Here is a 22,363-nt window from a genome sequence, read left to right as displayed (position 1 = left end):
CGCAAGCAAACAAGACTCTCCTCACCCTTGGAGAATATGTCTTGAAAGCTTGCGCCCAACCTGATTATTTATGAAATTAGTATTAATTTAACAAAGATTTTCTACTTTGTCTATCCAAATGCCTAAAAAACATAAATTCTTTTTTTACTGCTCAATCATTATCGTAGACTGAAAAACTATTCTTCACTAGTTTTTTCTGTACTTGAAGAAAGCGACGTTCGCATCTCAGTATCAGCATGGATATTTTTTAGTTTGTAGTAATCCATTGCACCCAATGTTCCCTTTTGTAATGCTTCTGCCATAGCTAAGGGAACTTCCGCCTCTGTCTCGACAATGTTTGCACGCATTTTTTCAACTTCTGCGCGCATTTCTTGTTCTTCTGCAACTGCCATAGAACGACGCTCTTCTGCCTTGGCTTGCGCAATATTTTTATCAGCTTCGGATTGATCCGTTTGTAATTGTGCTCCAATGTTACGCCCCACATCTACGTCAGCAATATCAATGGACAGAATTTCAAAAGCTGTTCCTGAATCCAATACTTTACTTAAAACTGTTTTAGAAATAGCCTCAGGACTTTTCATCACTAGATCATGCCTTTCAGCTGAACCCACTGTTGTGACAATCCCTTCACCTACACGGGCAATAATTGTATCTTCACCTGCTCCACCAACAAGTCGTTCAATATTGGCACGGACAGTGACTTTGGCTTTAACTATAATTTCAATCCCATTTTTTGCTACAGCACCAATCATCGGTGTTTCAATTACTTTGGGATTAACTGATACTTGAACGGCTTCAAAAACATCTCTTCCAGCTAAATCAATTGCTGCGGCTTTCTCAAATTATAAATCAATATCTGCGCGATGAGGAGCGGTGAGAAGCGATTAGAGCATCAATCACACGATTGACATTTCCTCCAGCCAAATAATGTGCCTCTAATTGATCAGTTGTTAAGTCTAACCCAGTTTTCGTTGCTTTAATTAACGGTTGAATAATTTGTCGAGGAGAAACTCGTCTCAAACGCATCCCAATTAATGTACCTAAACCAACTTTAACACCTGAAAAATACGCCGAAATCCACAATCCTACTGGAACAAAACTAAAAAAACAGACTCATGATAAATAAAATTAGAATAGCAACTATGAATATCCCTATAGTTCCGTTACTTATTCTATCCACTGGATCCTCCTTTGTTATACAAATCTTTACTTTCATTACGCTATTATTTTATCATAATATATTTTTAACTATTTAGCTATTCAATTACACTTATTTACTTTTTTGTAACTTGGTTTAATCATTACATTAATAAAATAGTGTACTCCTACATCATGAATCTATCCAATGATTACCGTTTCTTCTGGATATTTAATTTTCACCTCAACTTTATTTTCCTTTATAATCAAAGAGAAAAATACAGTTAGTACACCCACTCTCCCAAGAAACATCAATATTGCAACAACGATTTTCCCAATTGATGATAACTCCGGTGTTAACCCCATAGTCAAGCCAACAGTCCCAATGGCTGAAATAACTTCAAAAACGATATATTCTAAGCCTAATTGATTGACATTTGGAATCGTCTCTGTCACAGATAGAATCATTGTACTGACAATTATCACAGTTAAAAACATAAAGAATAAAACAAATGCTCGAGAAACACTTTCTTCCCTAATCGTTCGTTCACGAAATTCTGCTCGACTTCTCCCATGAAAAGTGGAATACATCTTGATTAAAAGCACACCAAAAGTTGTTGTTTTAAACCCACCTGCGGTTGAACCTGATGTTCCCCCAATAAACATAAGTAGCATTGTTAACATTAATCCGGCGTGAGACATTGAAAAATAGTCAATTGAGAAAAAGCCAGCTGTTCGAGGGGTTACAGAAAGAAATATCGTATTAAAGAATCGATGGATAATACTTCCTGTCCAAAAGTTCGAATTATTGTATTCAGTAATAAAAAAACCAATAATACCTATGAACAATAAAGTACCAGTCACTCGTAAGGCAATTTGACTATGTAGACTCAATCGATGTCTAGCTTGTTTCATTGTTAAGACATCATGCCAAACAAAAAAGCCCAAACCTCCTGAAATAATTAAACAGCTGATTACCATCAAAACCCACGGATCGTTTTGAAACCCTACTAAACTATCGCCAAATAAATCAAATCCTGCATTACAAAAACTAGAAACTGCATGAAACAAACTATACCATAGTCCCTTTCCCCATCCAAATAAAGGAACAAATCGAAATGCTAACAAAACCATACCTATTCCTTGAATAGAAAAAGCAATCTTTACTACAGAAAATAATACTTTTATTTCACCAGACATTTGTTCTGTATTAAATGCTTCTCGTAAAATCATGCGTGTACTAAGTGCTACTTTTTGTTTCATTAAGACAAAAAAGAAGATTGGAATTGTCATAAATCCTAACCCACCAATCTCAATCAATAATAAGATAATACTTTGGCCAAAAACACTCCAATGCTCACTTGTTGTAACTGTCGTTAATCCAGTGACGCAAATAGCAGATGTCGCCGTAAATAGCGCATCTAGAAATTCTGTTTGCATACCGTTTCTTGAAGAAATTGGTAGCATCAAAATGCTAGCACCTAATAAAATTAATCCTAAAAAACCACTTGTTATCCACTGAACTGGTGAAAAAGAGAGTATTCTCTTTCTTTTTTTCATCTTTCCTATCCCTCACTATCTCTCTACATTTTTTTATAATCATTCATTTCTCTACACTATTTTAAATGTATTTTTTAGATAATAACTGCTCCATGATAGCATGAATAATAAAAAAATCCATATCATATCATATATAGTTAAAAAATGGTTCTATAATATTTGGTGTTGTTACTCACATTGAGTAAGGACATCAAAAATTTTTTTATAACAAAAAGACATGTGATTGTCCTATAATTAAGTCGTCTAAAACATAATAAGAAGGAAATCAGATGTCTATACCCAATTCTATCAAAATAAAGGATGAATTTCTAGATGCTTCAATCAAGTTAATTTTAAATCGCCGATTGTAAAACTAAGCTAGACAATTAAAAAAGTCATTTGTGCTACACTCAAGATAGTTCCCGCAAAAGAATTATAAGGAGTGAAGACAAATGACCTATACCCATCTTACATCAAATGAACTTGCAATGATAGAGGCGTATGATAATAATCATCAATCTGTAGCCAAAACCGCATTACTATTGAATAGATCTAGGCAAACGATTCATAAAGTTTACCAATTTTTCAAAACAGGGCACAATGCTCTAGATTATTTCAATCAATACAAGAAGAATAAAACTCGCTGTGGCAGACGTCCTATTGTTTTATCAGATGAACAAACAGAATATATCCAAAAGATGGTTGTTCAAGGTTGGACACCTGATATGATTGTTGGCCGTGCAGAGTTTTCTATTTTTTGTTCTATGCGTACACTTTATCGTATGTTCAAACAAGGCGTATTTAAAGTGACTCACTTACCTATGAAAGGAAAATGTAAAGCCAACGAACACAAAGAAACTCGTGGAAAACAATCTTTTCGTCGATCACTTCGTGACAGAGAAAATGATTATTCTAAATTCAATCAAGAATTTGGCCACCTTGAAGGGGATACTATTGTAGGTAAAAAGCACAAAAGTGCTGTCATTACCCTCGTTGAGCGATTATCTAAAGTAATCATCACTCTTCAGCCAGAAGGCAGACGAGCTATAGATATTGAAAATCGTTTGAACCAATGGATGAAATCTGTACCTAAGCATCTATTCAAATCAATGACTTTTGATTGTAGAAAGGAATTTTCCAATTGGAAAGCAATCAGTAATATCAATGATAGTGATATCTATTTTGCAGATCCTGGTGCACCATCACAAAGAGGCTTGAATGAAAACTCGAATGGTTTATTCCGTAAAGATGGTTTACCAAAGCAAATGGTTTTCAACGAAGTTGATGAATCTTTTATCCAATCTATTGAATTGAAAAGAAATAATATCCCTCGAAAATCATTAAACTATAAAACACCAATAAAAGTATTCTTGAGTCACATAAGCAAAGAAAACTTGTCTAACTTAATTTGACAATTAATATAGAATGAAAAAATCCATAAACTCGATTAGTGTGCGAAACACCTAATGGAGTTTATGGACTTTTTGTTTTTAGCTGAACAATTCTGTCTCAGGCTCTTTGAGTTAATCAATACTTCTAATAATTACGAGCTCGGTTTCCAAGATATAACCTATTTAATAGTTTTAGTGAATCTTTTGTGGGTTCGTAATGATACTTCTAACAATCACGAGAAAGCGTAAAAGATTTTTAAACGAAATTTGCAATCGACGATATCAAATGATGACAAATCTATTTGGTGCTATCCAGACATGAAGTGAAGTCTTTTTATTCTTCATGGAACGAATCATCCAGCATTTCAGCAAAATGTGCCAAACCACCGATATCTTCGACGATACCATATACTTGCCAACAGAAACTCGTGGAAATGAAAATAGTGAGTACCTCTTCTATACTCAAAGTAATTTCCCAACCGTAACCATAGTCATACATAGGCAAACCACTATACGCTCTGGACTGCCGTAAATGCATATGTGCTTTCAACAGTGATAATGAGTAACTGGCTATTTTATTCTTACAATAAGATATTTATGTGTTCATTTGCTCGTTACGTCGCTTAATACATTGTAGGTTACCTGCAATATATTTTTCAAAAGCTTCTTTGTCCTTTGCTGCTGTATTAATGTCATTTGTCAAAATTGCCATATCATTCTTTTCATAAGAAGTTAAATCAAATACTTGAAAAGAACGATCAACAAAACTTTCCAGCTTGAAGTGCTTCATAAATTTCTCAAATCCAACAAGGTCCTGCCCAAAATTTAGTAACCATTTCCTTGTGACTTCATCGTTCAAAGCTCTGACCATCTTTTTATTTAATAATAAATGAGCATCCCCTTCATACCAACACTTTATAGCATAAAGAGCCAAGTCAATTCTGTCATGATAAAGACTCGCACCTCTTGCTGTATTAATAGAGCCATTTGTGCCATTTCTCGGCCATAACATATGGCCGCCAAGTGTCCTGGCAATCTGCGTCAACTCAAAAATTTCTTCTCCATTTAGCCCAGCCTTATAAGAAAAATATCTGGACGGACCGATGTAATCCGATCCTAATCGTGTTGTCCCATCCATTAGTGTCCACGATCCATAAATTTTGATTGGTATTACATCAGGGTAAAATTGTTCCGCTAAATTCTGATAGAGTAACTTACTGTATTTGTCAGCATCGCGGTACTCCTGTTCAAATTGATCGACTATTTTTAACGCATCGTAATATTTTTTAAATCGATTGCTGTCTAATTGATTCACATCACTAAAATAATTTTTCATGATTCATCACCTAAACAAATTGATAATAGATATAATTGCAAACATGAGCCATCACAAAATTCTTCTACAGGATCCAAAGCTGTCAAAAATCACAAATCGTTACGTATTGGAAACAATTTATCTGTAGAATAACGCTATTAAGCTCCCGTGATAACTTTCTGCATCAGTCTCGAGCATTCGTAATATTGCCATCAATGGAATTGCCATTTTGATTTTTTCTAATTCATAGTCCCCTTTTTTGAAATAAGCTTTAGATATTTATTTGCCATTCTTTGCGCATATTGTTTTAAAATGATGTAGGTTCTAGCTATATCCAAAACAGGATTACCTAGCTTTGCATTCACCCAGTCAATAATGGAATCCTCTGAATGATCATACATAATATTTAAAAAGTGAATATCGAAATGACAAAGGGCAGTCTTTTTTTTTAATCTTTGCTAATGCTGATAAGCCAATCAATTTATATTCTTTCTCAAGTTCGGATTCCTTGATTCGCTTTTCAAAAATTTCATGTGCTTGATCCAACTCTAAATTAGAGTAATCATAAATCGACAATTGAACATCTATAAGGTAGATGTAGTATGTAACTTGAGACAACTTTTTATAGAGGACATACTCTTAATAAACAGGATGGTCATAAAACATGGTAAAACGTTATACAGATGAATTTAAGCAGAATATTGTTCAGCTACACAAAGCATGAGTGAAAACGCCGCGGGAGCTTTCCGCTGAATATGGAATCAGTTACTCCACGGTTCTCAAATGGTTCCAAGATAAAAAGAAAGACAAAGTTACTGGCCTTACTTCCGATGATTACAAAGCTCAGACAAAACGAATGAAACAATTGGAAGAGGAAAATGAAATCCTAAAAAAAGCGTTGGGCTTGTTCGCACGGAAATAGACACCGTCTGGATAGGCTACAATAAACTAGACAGAGAAATCTCTAGCCGAATCTGCTAGAGTTACACCTTTTATTTCTATTAATTTGTTTAATGATTAAACGGATTAAACTCTTCTCTTTCTTCCTTCTCATAGAAAGAAACTTTAACTAGAGCGGTCATCCATCAAGGAATATTGGTTTTCTTGTTTTTTGACAATAATTCTATCCACTCAGCACTTTTATGCTGTCAATCTTATCAACTCACAACATCAATTAATCTACTAATTAACAAATTTCGAAATTCACCAATCTTGGATAACTTCCCTCAATGCAAAAAACCGTGATTATCCTTCCGGCTTAGAACCAGACCTCAAATCACGGAAAGCCTTTATTTACTTATCTTATTACGATCTTACTTATCAATCCTTGACATCAATACCACGGTTTCCACATGCACCGTTTGCGGAAACAAATCAACCGGCTGGACTTTTTCTAATTGGTACCCTTTTTCGGCGAATAGCTTCACGTCGCGAGCCATTGTTGCAGGATTACAAGAAATATAGACTACGCGCTCAGGTTGCATTTCACAAGTCGCATCAATAAAGGATGCATCTAGGCCTTTTCTCGGTGGATCGACAAAGACTACTGTTGGTTGAACTTCTTCGCGTGCCCATTGATGCATAATTTTTTCAGCTTTACCTTCTAGATACGTTGCATTGGTAATACCATTAATCGCTGCATTGGTCTGTGCATCTTTGACTGCCTCAGCTACGATCTCCATCCCGTACACGTGGTCAACTTTGTCTGCAAGTGACAAGCCAATCGTACCAATACCTGAATACGCATCGACAACAATATCATTTTTGCTTAATTGAGCGAAATCCATTGCAACTTGATACAATTTTTCTGCTTGTTCAGTATTCACTTGGTAAAATGATTGTGCCGAAATACGGTACGTTTTGCCTAATAATTGATCTTCAATGTATGATTGACCATATAAGACACGATTTGTTGGTCCCATGATGACATTCGTTTTTTCTTCGTTCACATTTTGAATAATTGACACGACTTCTGGTAACTTCACTTTGATCGCTTCTGCAATTTTATCAGCTTGGAAGAATTTTGGTTTACGGGTAACTAAGATGACCATCATTTGATGCGAGTAGTGTCCACGACGGATAATAATATGGCGTAAGAATCCTTCGTGCGCTTCTTCATTGTATGCTTTGACACCAAAACGTTGCAAAATATCGCGAATTTCTACGATAGCTTCATCAATGGCTGGGTCTTGAATATAAAAATCTTCAAGTGGGATCAATGTATGGCTATGCTTACGGTAAAAACCAGTCGTCAGTTGACCGTTTATTTTTTGGACTGGAATTTGCGCTTTGTTGCGGTAGTGAGACGGCTTTTCCATCGCAATCGTCGGGCTGACTGGTACATCTGGCATATGTGCAATTTTCTTTAAAACATTAGTTACTTGGTCTTGTTTGAATGAAAGTTGTTTTTCATACGTTAGATGGCTTAATGGAGCAATACCTGTGCGTAATAACTCTTCTTTGGCCTCTTCTACTCGGTATGGGCTTTCTTTTAACCACTCTAATACTTTTGCAAAGCCGAATTTTGGTCCGACTTTTTCGATTCGTACGCGGACTTCTTCTTCTGGTAAGGCATTTTCAATAAATAATAAGTAGCCATCAACTTTGGCAATCCCCATTCCTTCGTGGGAAAGGTCTAAAATTGTAACAATTTGTTCTTCATTTTTTTTGACTGGATAGTCTTTCATAGTATTCTCCTTTATATTGCTCATTTCTCTTCGATTTATTCTAGCTTGCTTTTGGTTTCTTTGGCAAGCGAAACAGGTGAGGGTCCTTTCGTAAGTTCCCTCACCTGTCTATTTTCATTTTTGGCCGATGATTCCATCGCCATCGATGTCTTCATCATTTAATTTTTCAGCTTCTTTGATAAAATCACGACTAATTTCTTCGTATTCATCAGGACCAATCACGGCATCATCTGGAATCGCGTCCACATCTGCATAAAACTCAATGTGATTGTGCAAGTTCTTAAAGACCATTGGCGCATCGCCACCGTACTCGCCATCTAAATTAATCATCAAGCGATGACTTTTATCTGGTACATCTACTTCCAAGCGTGAGGTCTTCGTATAAATCAAACGATGATCGTTGATATGCTTGCCGCCATTTAACATCAATGAAACGAGATGAATAATCTCAAAGATATTCGCTGTTTTGACAATAATCAGCGAAAACTTACCATCGTCTAATTTTGCATCTGGTGCGATTTGTTCAAAGCCACCGACTGAATTGGTTAGCCCAAGGAAGAACATCGAGGCATTGCCGTAATATTCTCCCTCATCATAAACCAATCGCATTTTGATTGGTTTAATCCGTGGTAGTAGTTCAGCTCCCTTAGCTAAATAGGCTAAGTAGCCAAAAATACTTTTTAGTTCAGATGGCACCTCATAGGTTAGCTCAGTTAAGTGGCCTCCTGCAGCGATGTTAATAAAATAGCTATTCGGTGTTTTACCGATATCCACTTTAATAGTCTGATTTTTTAAGATTACTTCGGCTGCAGATCTGGGATTATCCCGTGGAATCTTAAGAGCTCGTGCATAATCATTGGTTGTTCCACCAGGAATAATTGCCATTTTAGGGCGTGTTTCTAGTGGGGCAATGCCGTTAACAACCTCATTGATTGTTCCATCCCCTCCAGCAGCGACAACTAAGTCAAAGCCTGCCAATGCAGCTCGGGTGGCTTCATTTTTGGCAGAATTCTCCTCTGGCGTGGTCGCAAAGGCACTTGCTTCATATCCAGCTTGTTCAAGGACCTCTAAAATATCAGCTAAGTTTTTTTTCATTGTTTCTTTGCCAGAAGTTGGATTGTAAATGACGCGTGCTTTTTTCATGATTTACCTTCTATCTTTTGGCTAATTCTTCTTGAAGTAACTTGTTGACAACACCTGGATTGGCTTTTCCTTTTGAGGCTTTCATGATTTGTCCGACAAGGAAGCCGACCGCGCGATCTTTTCCGTTTTTGAAGTCTTCAACGGATTGGCTGTTTTGATCCAAAATGTCATTAATCATTGGCAATAATTGAGCTGGATCAGATAATTGGACCAATCCTTTTGCTTCAACGACTTCTTTGGCACTGCCGCCATTGGTAATCAATTCACGGAAGACTTTTTTGGCAATTTTCGAGCTGATTGTTCCATCAGCGATTAATTGAATCATGCCGGCGAGGTTTTCAGCCGTTAATTTGGTATCTGCTAACGCTAATTTTTCACTGTTAAGGTACGCTGAAACTTCACCCATTAACCAGTTAGAAACTTGCTTGGCGTCCGCACCTTGAGCAATCGTTGCTTCGAAGAAATCAGACATCTCTTTGGTTTGTGTTAGAACCATCGCATCGTATTCTGGTAGATCCATTTCATGAATGTATCGTTGGCGACGTGATTGTGGCATTTCTGGTAGACTCGCTTGTACTTCATTGATCCACTCATCGTCAATTACAAAGCGTGGTAGATCAGGCTCTGGGAAGTAGCGATAGTCAGATGATCCTTCTTTTACCCGCATTAAGATGGTCTTATTGGTTGTTTCGTCGAAGCGGCGTGTTTCTTGTTGAATTTCGCCACCAGATAGTAAGACTTTGGCTTGGCGCTTTTCTTCGAATGCTAAGCCTTTTTTTACGAAGGTCATTGAATTTAAGTTCTTTAATTCAGTTTTGGTACCAAATGCTTCTTGGCCATAAGGGCGAATCGAGATATTTGCGTCACAACGCATGGATCCTTCTTCCATCTTGACATCAGATACATCGGTAAATTGAATAATTGAGCGTAGCGCTTCTAAGTAGGCATACGCTTCTTCAGGTGAACGCATATCTGCTTCTGATACAATCTCAATTAAAGGAGTACCTTGACGGTTTAGATCGACGTATGAATAGCCGCCGATTCCGTGCATATTTTTGCCGGCATCTTCTTCTAAATGAACACGTTCAATGCGAATTTTTTTCTTTTTGCCTTCGACTTCAATTTCAATCCAGCCGTCATGTCCAATTGGTTGGTCAAATTGAGAAATTTGATACGCTTTTGGATTATCAGGATAGAAGTAGTTCTTGCGGTCAAAGTGCGTTTCTTTAGAAATTTCACAGTTTAATGCTAAAGCTGCACGCATCCCAAATTCCAAGGCTTGCTTATTCATTACAGGTAATACCCCTGGATAGCCCCAATCGATAATATTGGTATTGCTGTTTGGTTCTGCTCCGAAGTGTGCTGGTGCTGGTGAGAAAATTTTGGAGTTGGTTTTTAATTCAACATGGACTTCTAGTCCAATGACGGTTTCAAAATTCATGCGTTAGCCCCTCCTAAAATCACTGGTTTTTTCAAATGGAAATCAGTCGCTTGCTCAAAGGCAAAAGCAGCTTGGTACATTGTTGCTTCATCAAAGTGTTTCCCAATAATTTGTAAGCCGACAGGTAAGCCTTCTACAAAGCCAGCTGGAATCGACATACCGGGAAGTCCTGCCAAGTTAACTGGAATGGTAAGTAAATCTGCTAAATACATAGCCAATGGATCATCAATGTTTTCGCCAAGACCAAAAGCAACAGTTGGTGCTGCAGGGCCGATGATAACATCATATTCTTCAAATACTTTGTCAAAATCTTGCTTAATCATAGTACGGACTTGGCCAGCTTTTTTGAAGTACGCATCATAGTAACCAGCGCTAAGTGAGAATGTACCAAGCATGATACGACGTTTTACTTCTTCACCAAAGCCTTCGCTACGTGAATTAACATAAACATCTTCTAAATTCTTCACATTCGCTGAGCGATAACCATAACGAATACCATCAAAACGTTGCAAGTTCGAGCTTGCTTCAGAAGAGGCAATAATATAGTAGACGGCAACGCCATATTTTGAATGGGGTAGACTCACTTCTTCAACAGTTGCGCCTAATTTACGGTAAGTTTCAGCCGCAGCTAAAATGGTTTCTTTGACTTCTGGAGCGATTCCTTCTCCTAAATATTCTTTCGGTAAAGCAATCTTCATGCCTTTAACACCAGCTAAAATATCTTTGGTAAAATCAGGAACTTCTCTACCAGATGATGTCGCATCCTTGGCATCAAAGCCACTAATAGCATTTAATACTAAAGCATTGTCTTTTACTGTTCGTGTGAATGGACCAATTTGGTCAAGTGAAGACGCAAAAGCAATCAAGCCAAAACGTGACACACGGCCATATGTAGGCTTCATACCGACTACACCATTAAAGGCTGCGGGTTGGCGGATTGAGCCACCTGTATCTGTTCCCAATGAGACTGGTACTTGTCCTGCTGCTACTGCCACTGCTGAACCACCAGATGATCCACCAGGGACTTTCGAATGATCCCAAGCATTTTTGGTTTTTTTGAAATGAGAAGTTTCTGTACTTCCACCCATCGCAAATTCATCCATGTTTAATTTCCCAACTGGAATAAGATCTGATTCATAGACTTTATGCATAACCGTAGCATCGTAGATTGGATCAAAGTTATATAAAATCTTTGAAGCAGCTGTCGTTACTAAATCTTTGGTCACGATATTATCTTTGATACCGATTGGAATACCGGCTAACACATTGCCTTCGTCGATTCCTTTCAAGTCAATTGCTTCAGCCATCTTCACAGCTTTTTCTTCATTCAATGTTAAAAAGGCATCGACATCATTTTCCGTTTCTTTGATGCGATCAAAGGTTGCGCGAGTCAAATCGACTGCACTGATTTCTTTTGATACTAACAAGTTGTGTAGTTCTTCTACTGATTTGTCATAAAATGTCGCCACTACGCACCCGCCTCCCCGTTTTCAATGATTGCTGGTACTTTAATAAAGCCATTTTCAGATTCTGGTACATTACGCAACAATTCATCGCGATTCCAACCAGGAGCTGCAATATCTTCTCTTAAGACATTGATGCCATCTACCACATGGGAGGTAAATGGTACGTCTGTCGTATCAACTTCTTCTAATGTTTCAAACATTTCAATAATTTTGCCAAGCTGATTTGTAAATTCATGCAATTCACTTTCTGAAAATGAAAGCTTTGCTAATTTTGCTACGTGCAATACTTGCTCTTCACTAATAGCCATAAGATCCCCCTCTTAGTTTTTTCCTTTATGATTGTAACACTTAATGACCCTCTATGAAACACAAAACCTATGTTTCATACGTTTTCATGTCTTTTTTTAAGTAAAATCGAATACTTATTCATTTTGTTTGGACTCTAGCGCGGCAATCATTTCTTCTTCCGTCCAGACTGGTATATCCAGTGCTTGAGCTTTGGTCAGTTTACTACCGGCATCTGCACCAGCTATGACAAGATCCGTTTTTTTTGAGACACTACCCGTAATGGTGCCGCCCAGTTCCTCGATTCGTTTTTTTGCTTGATCTCTCGTATAGGTTTGTAATTTTCCAGTCAAGACTACGGTTTTCCCTTGGAAGGCAGATTCAATTTCGGCCACGTCTTGGCTTTTTAGTCCCAAATATGCCTCGTTCACTCCGGCAGCTTTCAATTCAGTCATTAATTCGTGGACTTCTTCATTAGCGAAATATGTGACTAAGCTATCGGCAATCGTCGGCCCTATTGTGGCGACGGTCAATATTTCCTCGACGGTCGCCTGACTTAATTGTGTAAGTGTCTCAAAGCGCTCAGCTAATAATTTAGCCGCTTTGACACCAACATGTCGAATACCGAGGCCGAAAAGTAATTTTTCAAGCGAATTTTGCTTACTAGCTTCAATCGCTTGGAGCATATTGGTCGCTGATTTTTCTTTTACTTTATCAATAGTTAATAGCTGATCTAATGTCAAACGATACAAGTCAGCCACATCTTCCACGAAGCCATGATTGAAAAATTGCTCGATCATTCGCGGGCCAACGCCCTCAATATTCATCGCATCGCGCGAGACAAAATGGCTAATGCCTTCTTTCAGCAATGCCGGACATTTGGGATTAATGCATCTAAGAGCAACTTCTTCGTCAAGATGGACCAATTCACTGCCACATACCGGACAGTTTTTCGGTATTGTATAGGGCTGGCTTGCTGCATCCCGCGCTTCTTCAATCACATGGGCAACTTCTGGAATAATATCGCCCGCTTTATAAATCACTACTTGATCGTGTAGTCGGATGTCTTTCATTTTGATGTAGTCTGCATTATGAAGACTGGCGCGTGCAACAGTTGTTCCTGCCACGCGCACAGGTGTCATGACGGCTGTTGGTGTGACGACACCTGTCCGTCCCACTGTCCACTCGATTTCCTCAATTGTCGTTTGGGCTTCCTCAGGTGGAAATTTGTACGCCACTGCCCATCTTGGTGCCTTGACGGTAAAGCCTAGTTGATTTTGGTCAGAAAAGTCATTGACCTTAATAACAACGCCATCGATTTCATATGGTAATTGGCTCCGTTTGTCATGAAACGATTCAATATACGCCCAGACGTCATCGATTGTCGAGCAGACAGCTCGCTCTTGATTAGTCCGAAAGCCTAAATCATCTAAATGCGTCAATGCCTCTGCCTGATTGGTCACATGGAGTGGTCCAAAGTCAGCTAAGGTATATAAAAACGTGCTCAAGTTCCTACTTGCAGTCACTTTTGAGTCCAGTTGGCGAATACTACCGGCTGCGGCATTGCGTGGATTGGCAAATATATCCAGCCCTTCTTCTTCTCGCTTTTGATTCAGCTGGAGGAAAGAGGCTTTTGGCATATAGCACTCTCCTCGCACTTCAATGTCAATCGGCTCTGTTAACGTCAATGGGATTGATTTGACCGTTTTGCTATTGTCTGTAATATTTTCCCCGATTGTGCCATCGCCACGAGTCGCACCTCGAACCAAACGGCCGTTCTCATATTTCAAAGAAATGGATAAGCCGTCAATCTTTAACTCACAAATATAGCTCACCGCATGACCAAGCGTTTTTTGAACGCGCTGATCAAATGCGATAATCTCTGCTTTTGAAAAGACGTCATTTAACGAATAGAGTGGGATTTCATGGACAACTTTTTCAAATCCTTTACGTACCACACCGCCGACACGTTGCGTCGGTGAATCACTGGTTTGGTATTCTGGATGAGCTGTCTCAAGAGCGACAAGTTGCTGATACAACTGATCATAGTAGGCATCATCAACGACCGGTTGATCTTTGACATAATAAGCATAGGCGTATTCTGTCAGCTTTTTTTGAAGGTCATGTATTTGTTCTGCAACGGTCTGTTTCATCTGAATCCTCCTCGCTATTGTTTTTCAATTGGAGCAAAGGCTGCTAACAACCGTTTGACCCCTTGTTGTGGGAAGGCAATGTCTAGTTCCATATCTTTGGCCGTGCCGCTCACTCGAACAACCGTACCGGTACCCCATTTTTTGTGTGTTACTTTGTCGCCCGCTTGCCAGCAAACAGATTCCGCACCTGATTGAGTTGCACTGGTCACTCCTTGTGTCGACGGTTGCTTGTATGAAGCGACTGGTCGAGCTTGCGTCTGAGTAATGACGGGCCGTACTTGTCGTTTTGCAAAGGAATTTGTAGCTGGTTGATTGGATTCATAATGTAACAACGTATCGTCAATTTCTTCCAAAAAACGTGAAGGACGATTGTATTGACTGCGTCCGTATAGGTTTCTCGTCATCGCATTGGTTAAAAACAACTGCTTTTCAGCACGCGTAATACCGACATACGCTAAGCGGCGTTCTTCCTCTAATTCTTTGTCTTCCATTAACGTGCGAGAAAGTGGAAAGAGATTTTCTTCCATTCCAACTAAAAAGACAATTGGAAATTCCAGCCCTTTGGCAGCGTGAAGTGTCATTAACGTCACTTGAGAACTATCCTCTTCGAAGCTATCGACATCGGCAAGCAAGGCTAGCTCATTTAAAAACTCGGCCAACTTTTCGGTCGGATCAGCTTCACTATCCTCTGCTTGGCTTGCATAGCGGCGATCGAATTCTTGGGTCACACTTAGAAACTCTTGAATATTTTCAATACGCGCTTCACTCTCGATGGTTTTTTGATTTTTTAATTCATCGAGATAACCCGTACGTTTCAAGACTTCTTCGGTCAATTCAGTCAACGAAAGAAACGGAATCATTTGCTGCAAATCAGTCAGTAACAGACCAAACTGCTCTAATTCCCGATTTGCTTTACCAGAGATTGTCGAAACATTGACATTTTGAGCTCCTTCAAAAAGTGACCAACCATTTTCATCAGCAAAAGCTTTTAATTTTTCGACAGTTCCCGGTCCAATGCCACGTTTTGGCGTATTAATGATTCGCTCTAAGCTAATTGAATCACTCGGATTGGCTAACACATTTAAGTACGCGAGCACATCGCGAATTTCTTTTCGAGAGTAGAATTTTTGTCCGCCGACAAGCTTGTATGGAATATTGGCTTTCATTAGTGATTCTTCGACTACCCGCGATTGAGCATTGGTACGATACAAGACGGCAAACTCCCCATATACGTGTTCCTTGGATCGCACGCGTTTGACAATTTCAGAAACGACGAATCGACCTTCATCGTGCTCGTTTTCTCCACGGAAATACACAATTTTTTCACCAGGCTCATTATCAGTCCATAAGTTTTTAGCTTTTCGTTGTTTGTTTTGTTTGATGACTTGATTTGCTGCCGTCAAGATGGTTTTCGTAGAACGGTAATTTTGCTCCAATAAGATGACTTTCGCTGCGGGATAATCATCCTCAAAGTCCAAAATATTTTGCATATCAGCGCCACGCCAGCCATAAATACTTTGATCCGCATCTCCAACGACACACAGATTTTCAAAGCGGTCGGCCAACATCCGGACCAATGTATACTGCGCATGGTTGGTATCTTGGTACTCATCGACATGTATATAGTGGAATTTATTTTGATAAAAAGCTAAGACATCTGGATGCTTTTTAAATAATTCGATTGTGTTCATAATTAAATCATCAAAATCCATGCATTGATTCTTGACTAGTTCTTTTTGATACGCTTCATAGCAACGGGCAACTTGCAGCTCAATAAAAGAACTGGCTAATTTCGAAACATTGGCTGGTGTCTGCAATTTATTTTTGGCATTTGAGATACTTGCTAAAATACCACGAGGGTCATATTTTTTAGGATCAATGTTTAGTTCTTTTAACATTCTCTTCATTAATGAGAGCTGATCAGATGAATCGAGAATCGTGAAATTACGATTGTAGCCAATCTTCTCTACTTCGCGGCGAAGGATGCGTACACACATCGAGTGAAAGGTCGATATCCAAATATCTTCACTCTCCGGTCCTACCAAGGCGTGGATTCGCTCACGCATTTCGCGCGCCGCCTTATTGGTGAAGGTAATCGCCAAAATATTCCATGGATTCACATCTTTTTCTTGAATTAAATAGGCGACACGATGGGTCAAGACACGGGTCTTCCCACTTCCAGCACCCGCCATAAGTAAGAGTGGCCCAGCTGTAGCGAGCACAGCTTCTTTTTGTTGAGGATTCATTCCTCTTAATAATTCCTCACGGGATGACATCATTCAACATCCTTTCTTTGTCAATCACTTATATTATAGCATTGAATGGACAGCACATAAATGATATTTTTATAAGGTAGCATAAGCAATCGATTACGATTGCATGTTTGAAAAAACACAAAAGAGGTGACCACTATGGGGCGCGACGAGTTGCAATTTATTGATCGCACGCGTTTAGTATTTGTAGGAAAAGGAATTCTAGTCGGTGGATTGACTGGTATTGTTGTCAGTCTATTTCGGCTTTTGATTGAACACTTTTCAGATTTTATCGTCACATTTTATGAATCAAGCCAGCACCAACCATTGCGGATACTCTTGTGGACAATTCTTTCGATTGGTACCGCATTATTTGTTGGTTGGTTAATCAAAAGTGAACCAAACATAAAAGGAAGTGGGATCCCTCAAGTAGAAGGACAGCTACAAGATGAAATCGATTATCCTTGGTTTTCCGTTCTTTGGAAAAAATTTGTCGGTGGTGCACTCTCCGTCGGCGCTGGTCTATTTCTCGGACGGGAAGGCCCATCTATTCAACTAGGTGCGACTATTGGTCAAGGTGTAGCAGATACACAAAAGGTTCCGAAGTTCGAACGAAAAATATTAATTTCCAGCGGAGCTAGCGCAGGACTAGCTGCGGCCTTTAACGCACCAATCGCTGGCTTATTATTTGTCATCGAAGAAGTGCACCATACCTTTTCACCATTAGTCTGGCTGACTTCATTTGCTTCTGCTCTAACGGCAAATTTTATTTCACTATATGTCTTTGGGCTGCAGCCAGTCCTTTATCTAGGGAGTTTGCAAGATGTACCATTGAGTTATTATTGGCTATTTATTTTATTTGGCTTAGTACTAGGTCTATTTGCTCGTTTTTATCAATACGTTTTATTGGGTTTACCTAGACTGTTTCGTCACTTGCCATTACCTAGTCACTTCCATGGCATGCTTCCATTTTTACTTGTCATTCCAATAGGTCTGTTCTTCCCCCATATACTAGGTGGTGGCAATCAGATCATCACCTCGCTTGAGCAAGACAATTATGGCATTGCTTTATTGGTTGGTTTATTCGCTCTTCGATTTATTTTTTCAATGATTTCTTACGGTTCATCGTTACCAGGTGGCATCTTCTTACCTATCCTAACCTTGGGTGCGATTCTTGGTTGCTTATTTGCGACCATTGCCGTACAAGTGTTTGGACTAGATCCGGTCTATATTCGCAACTTTATTATCGTCGGAATGGCTGGTTATTTTGCAGCGATTGGGAAGGCTCCGCTGACGGCTATTATTCTCATTACAGAAATGGTCGGCTCACTTCATCATCTCATGGCGACCGGCTTAGTCTCACTCGTCGCCTATTTAGTAGTAGATAGTTTAGGTGGATCACCAATCTATGAATCATTGCTCGAGCGCTTATTAAAAAACAAATCCAAACGTATTACTGGAAAACGGCAGTTAATTGAAATTCCGATTACAGCAGAGAGCATATTAGATGGGATTGCCGTTCGAGATTTCCAATGGCCTAAAAATATGCTGCTGATTTCTTTGCAACGCGGCACGCAAGTCATCTTGACCCACGGCGAGACCATTATGCGAGCTGGCGACATTCTGTTAATAATGGCAGATAGTTCTGAAGCCAATGAGTTGAAAAAAACACTAGTAGTTCAAATTAATCCAATAATCTAAAGGAATTCAGCATTCAAAGTGAGCCATTGTGCAATGGTTCACTTTTTTTGGATGTTTTTGACTGTTTTTTATTGTTTTTGATTGATTTCTGTCAAAAGCTATGCTAGACTATGCGATGAAGAGGTGATTGAAAATGCTTACAGAAGAACGACATCGCCGCATATTGTCCTATTTAACTTCGACTGAGATTGTCACGATCAATGATTTGATGACTCCGCTAAACGCCTCCGAGTCAACCATTCGACGAGACTTGCAAACGCTGGAAAATCAAGGCTTGCTTGTCCGTATTCATGGCGGTGCAAAACGGATTCATCAGCTGACGTTCGAAGCAGAGATGAGTGAAAAAATAAAAACATACTTGAATGAAAAACAAACCATTGCTAAGTATGCTGCCTCACTGATTCGTCCGGATGATATCATTTATTTAGATGCGGGGACTACGACGCTTGCTATGATCCCCTTCTTACCGACCGATTATCGGCTAAAAGTAGTGACTAATTCAGTCAAGCATGCTTCTTTATTAATTGATCGACAGATTCCCACTGTCATTCTCGGTGGTCAAATTAAGCTGACGACCAATGCAGTTCTTGGCACCTCTCCTGCTAATCAATTAGAACGCTATCGTTTTAACCAATCCTTTATTGGCATCAATGGCATTCATTTAGTTGCCGGATACACCACCCCCGACACGGAAGAAGGATTGCTGAAAAGAATTGGACTTAATAATAGTCAGCATAGTTACATATTAGCCGACCATTCTAAATTTCAACAAATTACGTTTACACAAGTTGGTACGTTAGCCGAAGCATGCATCATCACCGACTATTGTCCAGCCGATCTTAAAAAGAAATTTTTGCAAAAGACAACACTTAAGGAGGCAAACAAATGATTTACACAATGACACTCAATCCATCCATTGATTACATTGTTCATGTCGATGACTTGAAAATGGGCGATGTTAACCGAATGACTTCGGATTTTAAATTACCTGGTGGAAAAGGGATTAATGTCTCTCGTATTCTTAAAAGAATTGATTCTGACTCTGTCGCATTAGGATTTGTTGGTGGCTTTACTGGTACCTTCATTGAAAATTGGTTAAAAGAGGAAAAGATCGCCACTGATTTTACAAAAGTCTCTGATGATACCCGGATTAATGTAAAATTAAAAGCTGGCGAAGAAACCGAAATTAACGGTGCTGGTCCACAACTAACAAATGAAGAAACACAATCTTTAAAAGAAACACTCAGCAAAGTCCAAGCCGGTGATATTGTCGTTCTATCTGGAAGCACACCCAAAAGCTTACGAGCTGGTTTTTATGAGGAACTTATCCAAATCATCAAAGATAAAGACGCAGAATTCGTGATTGATACAACGGGAGCTGACTTACTTTCTTCTCTTCCATCTCGACCTGTCTTGGTGAAACCAAACAACCATGAACTAGCTGACTTGTACCACACTAGTTTTGAATCAACGGAAGACATCTATCCATACGCACAAAAACTTTTAGATGAAGGTGCACAAAACGTTATTATTTCAATGGCTGGCGATGGTGCTTTACTATTTTGTAAAGAAGGTATTTATCAATCAAATGTATTAAAACGTACCCTTAAAAATTCCGTTGGTGCGGGTGATTCAATGATTGCTGGTTTTATCGGCCATTATGCAAAAACAAAAAATTCAGTTGAAGCATTCAAGTGGGGCGTTGCCTGTGGTAGTGCTACTGCTTTTTCAGATGATTTAGCAACAGCTGCATTTATTGAAGAATTATTACCAGAAGTTACAATTCAAAAAGTTGACTTATAGGAGGAAAGACGATGAAGATCAATGATTTATTAGTAAAAGATGCAATGATCATGGATTTGCAAGCAACAGAAAAACGTCCAGCAATTGACGAAATGGTTCAAAAATTATACGACACAGGTCGAATCAGCGACATCGCTGTTTTTAAAGAAGGTATTTTAAATCGTGAAGCGCAAACTTCGACTGGTTTAGGTGACGGTATCGCAATGCCTCATGCAAAAAATGCAGCGGTTAAAGAAGCGACTGTCCTTTTTGCAAAGAGCAAACATGGTGTGGATTACGAGGCACTTGATGGCCAACCAACATACCTATTCTTTATGATTGCCGCTCCAGAAGGCGCAAACGATACTCACCTTCAAGCACTTGCTGCCCTTTCTCGCCAATTAATTGATCCAGATTTCGTTGGGAAATTAAAACAAGCAGATTCTCCTGAGCAAGTACAATCTTTGTTTGCTGAAGCTGAAAATGCCCGTGAAGAAGAAGAAAAAGCAGAAGCTCTAGCGGAAGCTAAGGCAGCATCTGAGACTGTCAAAGTTAATGAACGCCCATACGTAGTCGCTGTTACTGCCTGCCCTACCGGAATTGCTCACACCTACATGGCTGAAGATGCACTGAAAAAGAAAGCCAAAGAATTAGGGATTGATATCAAAGTTGAAACAAATGGTTCTGAAGGCATCAAACACCGCTTAACAGCTGAAGATATCGAACGTGCGACAGCTGTCATTGTCGCTGCTGACAAAAAAGTTGAAATGAATCGTTTTGATGGTAAAAAATTATTGAACCGCCCAGTAAGTGACGGTATCCGCAAAACTGAAGAACTACTAAACTTAGCAGTCGAAGGAAAAGCTCCTGTATTCCACGCAGAAGGTTCTGCTGATTCTAGCGATGAAGAAGCTGCTGCTGGTTCAGTCGGACAACAAATCTACAAAAACTTAATGAATGGTGTATCACATATGTTACCATTCGTTATCGCTGGTGGGATCATGATTGCCTTATCATTCATGATTGACCAATTTATCGGTGTTCCACATGATCAATTAAGCAAACTAGGTAGTTACAATACTGTCGCAGGTTACTTTAACCAAATTGGTGCCGCTGCATTTGGCTTTATGCTTCCTGTTTTAGCAGGATTTATTGCTTCAAGTATCGCTGACCGCCCTGGATTAATTGTCGGTTTTGCTGCAGGTGCCTTAGCCAATACTGGTGGTGCTGGATTCCTTGGTGCCTTGATTGGTGGTTTCCTTGGTGGGTATGTTGTAGTCTTCTTGAAAAAAATTCTTAAAGGCTTACCAAAATCATTAGAAGGAATCAAAACCATTCTCTTCTATCCTTTCTTTGGTTTATTAATTACTGGTTTCTTGATGTTAGTAGTCAATGTTCCGATGAAAGTCATTAACGATGGTTTAAATGGTTTCTTAAGTGGTATGAGTGGAACAAACGCTGCGCTACTTGGTGTAATACTTGGTGGAATGATGGCGGTCGACTTAGGTGGACCAGTCAACAAAGCGGCTTATGTTTTCGGTACAGGTACACTTGCTAGCACAGTAGCTTCAGGTGGTTCAGTAGTGATGGCTTCTGTTATGGCAGGGGGGATGGTTCCTCCATTAGCAATCTTTGTTGCAACACGTTTGTTCAAAAAGAAATTCGATAAGAGCCAAGTTGATGCTGGTTTAACCAATATCGTCATGGGATTATCATTCGTATCTGAAGGTGCAATTCCATTTGCTGCCGCTGATCCACTACGCGCTATCCCAAGTTTCATCGTAGGTTCAGCCTTAACTGGTGGACTTGTAGGGGCATTTGAAATCAAATTGCTTGCACCACACGGCGGAATTTTTGTTATTCCTTTAGTTAGCCAACCAATCTTGTACTTAGTATTTATCTTAATTGGTGCTATTGTTTCAGGTGTCATTTACGGATTATTAAAAAAAGATGTAACAAAATAATAAGTTAAAAGAGGACGATTCTGTTCTGCACCCCAAATCTTAGACTTAAAAATCTAAGATTTGGGGTGTTTTTTTATGGCAAAATATTCTTTTGAGGTCAAAATGAA

15 protein-coding genes, 2 pseudogenes and 1 other annotated feature are annotated in these 22,363 nt (G+C 39.1%); of the genes and pseudogenes, 5 read left to right on the top strand and 12 right to left on the bottom strand.

Annotation, left to right across the window (positions count from 1 at the left end):
- Positions 1-15: 15 nt before the first annotated feature.
- Positions 16-61 (bottom strand) — a sequence feature (sodium ion sensor (DUF1646 type); this cis-regulatory element may regulate processes involved in with the transportation of sodium ions).
- Positions 62-176: 115 nt separating this feature from the next.
- Positions 177-1,117: pseudogene (floA, locus tag NE257_RS03465) on the bottom strand (flotillin-like protein FloA).
- Positions 1,118-1,338: 221 nt separating this feature from the next.
- Positions 1,339-2,697: a TrkH family potassium uptake protein gene (locus NE257_RS03460; protein ID WP_251851432.1), complete on the bottom strand. Its 1,359-nt coding sequence runs from the start codon at positions 2,695-2,697 to the stop codon at positions 1,339-1,341.
- Between the two features lie 431 nt (positions 2,698-3,128).
- Here NE257_RS03460 and NE257_RS03455 point away from each other — a divergent pair, with 431 nt between their 5' ends.
- A complete protein-coding gene (locus NE257_RS03455; RefSeq protein ID WP_251885775.1) occupies positions 3,129-4,088 on the top strand; it encodes an IS30 family transposase in 960 nt (319 codons plus the stop codon).
- Positions 4,089-4,401: 313 nt separating this feature from the next.
- On the opposite strand, the gene NE257_RS03450 is transcribed toward NE257_RS03455, so the two are convergent.
- The 10 genes and pseudogenes from NE257_RS03450 to pcrA form a co-directional block, all read right to left on the bottom strand.
- A complete protein-coding gene (locus tag NE257_RS03450; RefSeq protein ID WP_143139703.1) occupies positions 4,402-4,605 on the bottom strand; it encodes a plasmid pRiA4b ORF-3 family protein in 204 nt (67 codons plus the stop codon).
- 57 nt (positions 4,606-4,662) lie between these two features.
- On the bottom strand, positions 4,663-5,403 hold the full coding sequence (locus tag NE257_RS03445) for a DUF6994 family protein (RefSeq protein WP_251851431.1): 741 nt from the start codon (positions 5,401-5,403) through the stop codon (positions 4,663-4,665).
- Between the two features lie 218 nt (positions 5,404-5,621).
- Positions 5,622-5,816: pseudogene (locus NE257_RS11735) on the bottom strand (phosphotransferase); the annotation flags it as partial.
- An 879-nt stretch (positions 5,817-6,695) separates the two neighbouring features.
- Entirely contained in the window at positions 6,696-8,069 is a 1,374-nt protein-coding gene (gene rlmD / locus NE257_RS03440) for a 23S rRNA (uracil(1939)-C(5))-methyltransferase RlmD (protein ID WP_251885774.1), read from the bottom strand.
- A 114-nt stretch (positions 8,070-8,183) separates the two neighbouring features.
- Complete coding sequence (locus NE257_RS03435; protein ID WP_251885773.1) at positions 8,184-9,212, bottom strand: diacylglycerol kinase; 1,029 nt, start codon at positions 9,210-9,212, stop codon at positions 8,184-8,186.
- 10 nt (positions 9,213-9,222) lie between these two features.
- Entirely contained in the window at positions 9,223-10,653 is a 1,431-nt protein-coding gene (gene gatB, locus NE257_RS03430) for an Asp-tRNA(Asn)/Glu-tRNA(Gln) amidotransferase subunit GatB (RefSeq protein ID WP_251885772.1), read from the bottom strand.
- Positions 10,650-12,122 (bottom strand): Asp-tRNA(Asn)/Glu-tRNA(Gln) amidotransferase subunit GatA, encoded by a 1,473-nt coding sequence (gene gatA / locus NE257_RS03425; RefSeq protein WP_251885771.1) that lies wholly within the window; start codon positions 12,120-12,122, stop codon positions 10,650-10,652. The genes gatB and gatA overlap by 4 nt, the downstream gene beginning before the upstream one ends.
- Positions 12,122-12,427 (bottom strand): Asp-tRNA(Asn)/Glu-tRNA(Gln) amidotransferase subunit GatC, encoded by a 306-nt coding sequence (gene gatC, locus NE257_RS03420; protein ID WP_007208505.1) that lies wholly within the window; start codon positions 12,425-12,427, stop codon positions 12,122-12,124. Before gatC ends, gatA begins: the two co-directional genes overlap by 1 nt.
- A 114-nt stretch (positions 12,428-12,541) precedes the next feature.
- Positions 12,542-14,557, bottom strand: coding sequence for an NAD-dependent DNA ligase LigA (gene ligA, locus NE257_RS03415; RefSeq protein WP_251885770.1), 2,016 nt, complete (start codon positions 14,555-14,557; stop codon positions 12,542-12,544).
- Positions 14,558-14,571: 14 nt separating this feature from the next.
- Entirely contained in the window at positions 14,572-16,833 is a 2,262-nt protein-coding gene (gene pcrA / locus NE257_RS03410) for a DNA helicase PcrA (RefSeq protein WP_251886438.1), read from the bottom strand.
- A gap of 135 nt (positions 16,834-16,968) precedes the next feature.
- On the opposite strand from pcrA, the gene NE257_RS03405 reads away from it, so the two are divergent.
- The 4 genes from NE257_RS03405 (at position 16,969) to NE257_RS03390 (ending at position 22,256) form a co-directional block, all read left to right on the top strand.
- Complete coding sequence (locus NE257_RS03405; protein WP_251885769.1) at positions 16,969-18,510, top strand: ClC family H(+)/Cl(-) exchange transporter; 1,542 nt, start codon at positions 16,969-16,971, stop codon at positions 18,508-18,510.
- Between the two features lie 133 nt (positions 18,511-18,643).
- Positions 18,644-19,399 carry a DeoR/GlpR family DNA-binding transcription regulator gene (locus NE257_RS03400; RefSeq protein ID WP_251885768.1) on the top strand — a complete coding sequence of 252 codons (756 nt, stop codon included), beginning with the start codon at positions 18,644-18,646 and terminating at the stop codon, positions 19,397-19,399.
- Positions 19,396-20,313 carry a 1-phosphofructokinase gene (gene pfkB / locus NE257_RS03395; protein ID WP_007208510.1) on the top strand — a complete coding sequence of 306 codons (918 nt, stop codon included), beginning with the start codon at positions 19,396-19,398 and terminating at the stop codon, positions 20,311-20,313. Before NE257_RS03400 ends, pfkB begins: the two co-directional genes overlap by 4 nt.
- Positions 20,314-20,324: 11 nt before the next feature.
- Positions 20,325-22,256, top strand: a complete 1,932-nt coding sequence (locus NE257_RS03390) for a PTS fructose transporter subunit IIABC (protein WP_251851414.1) — start codon at positions 20,325-20,327, stop codon at positions 22,254-22,256.
- The last annotated feature ends 107 nt before the right edge of the window (positions 22,257-22,363 follow it).

Source organism: Enterococcus italicus (genome assembly GCF_023743875.1).
Taxonomy (GTDB): Bacteria; Bacillota; Bacilli; order Lactobacillales; family Enterococcaceae; genus Enterococcus_G; species Enterococcus_G italicus.
The sequence above is the reverse complement of the archived record's forward strand: the minus strand, read 5'-3'. Positions and strand labels throughout refer to the sequence as shown.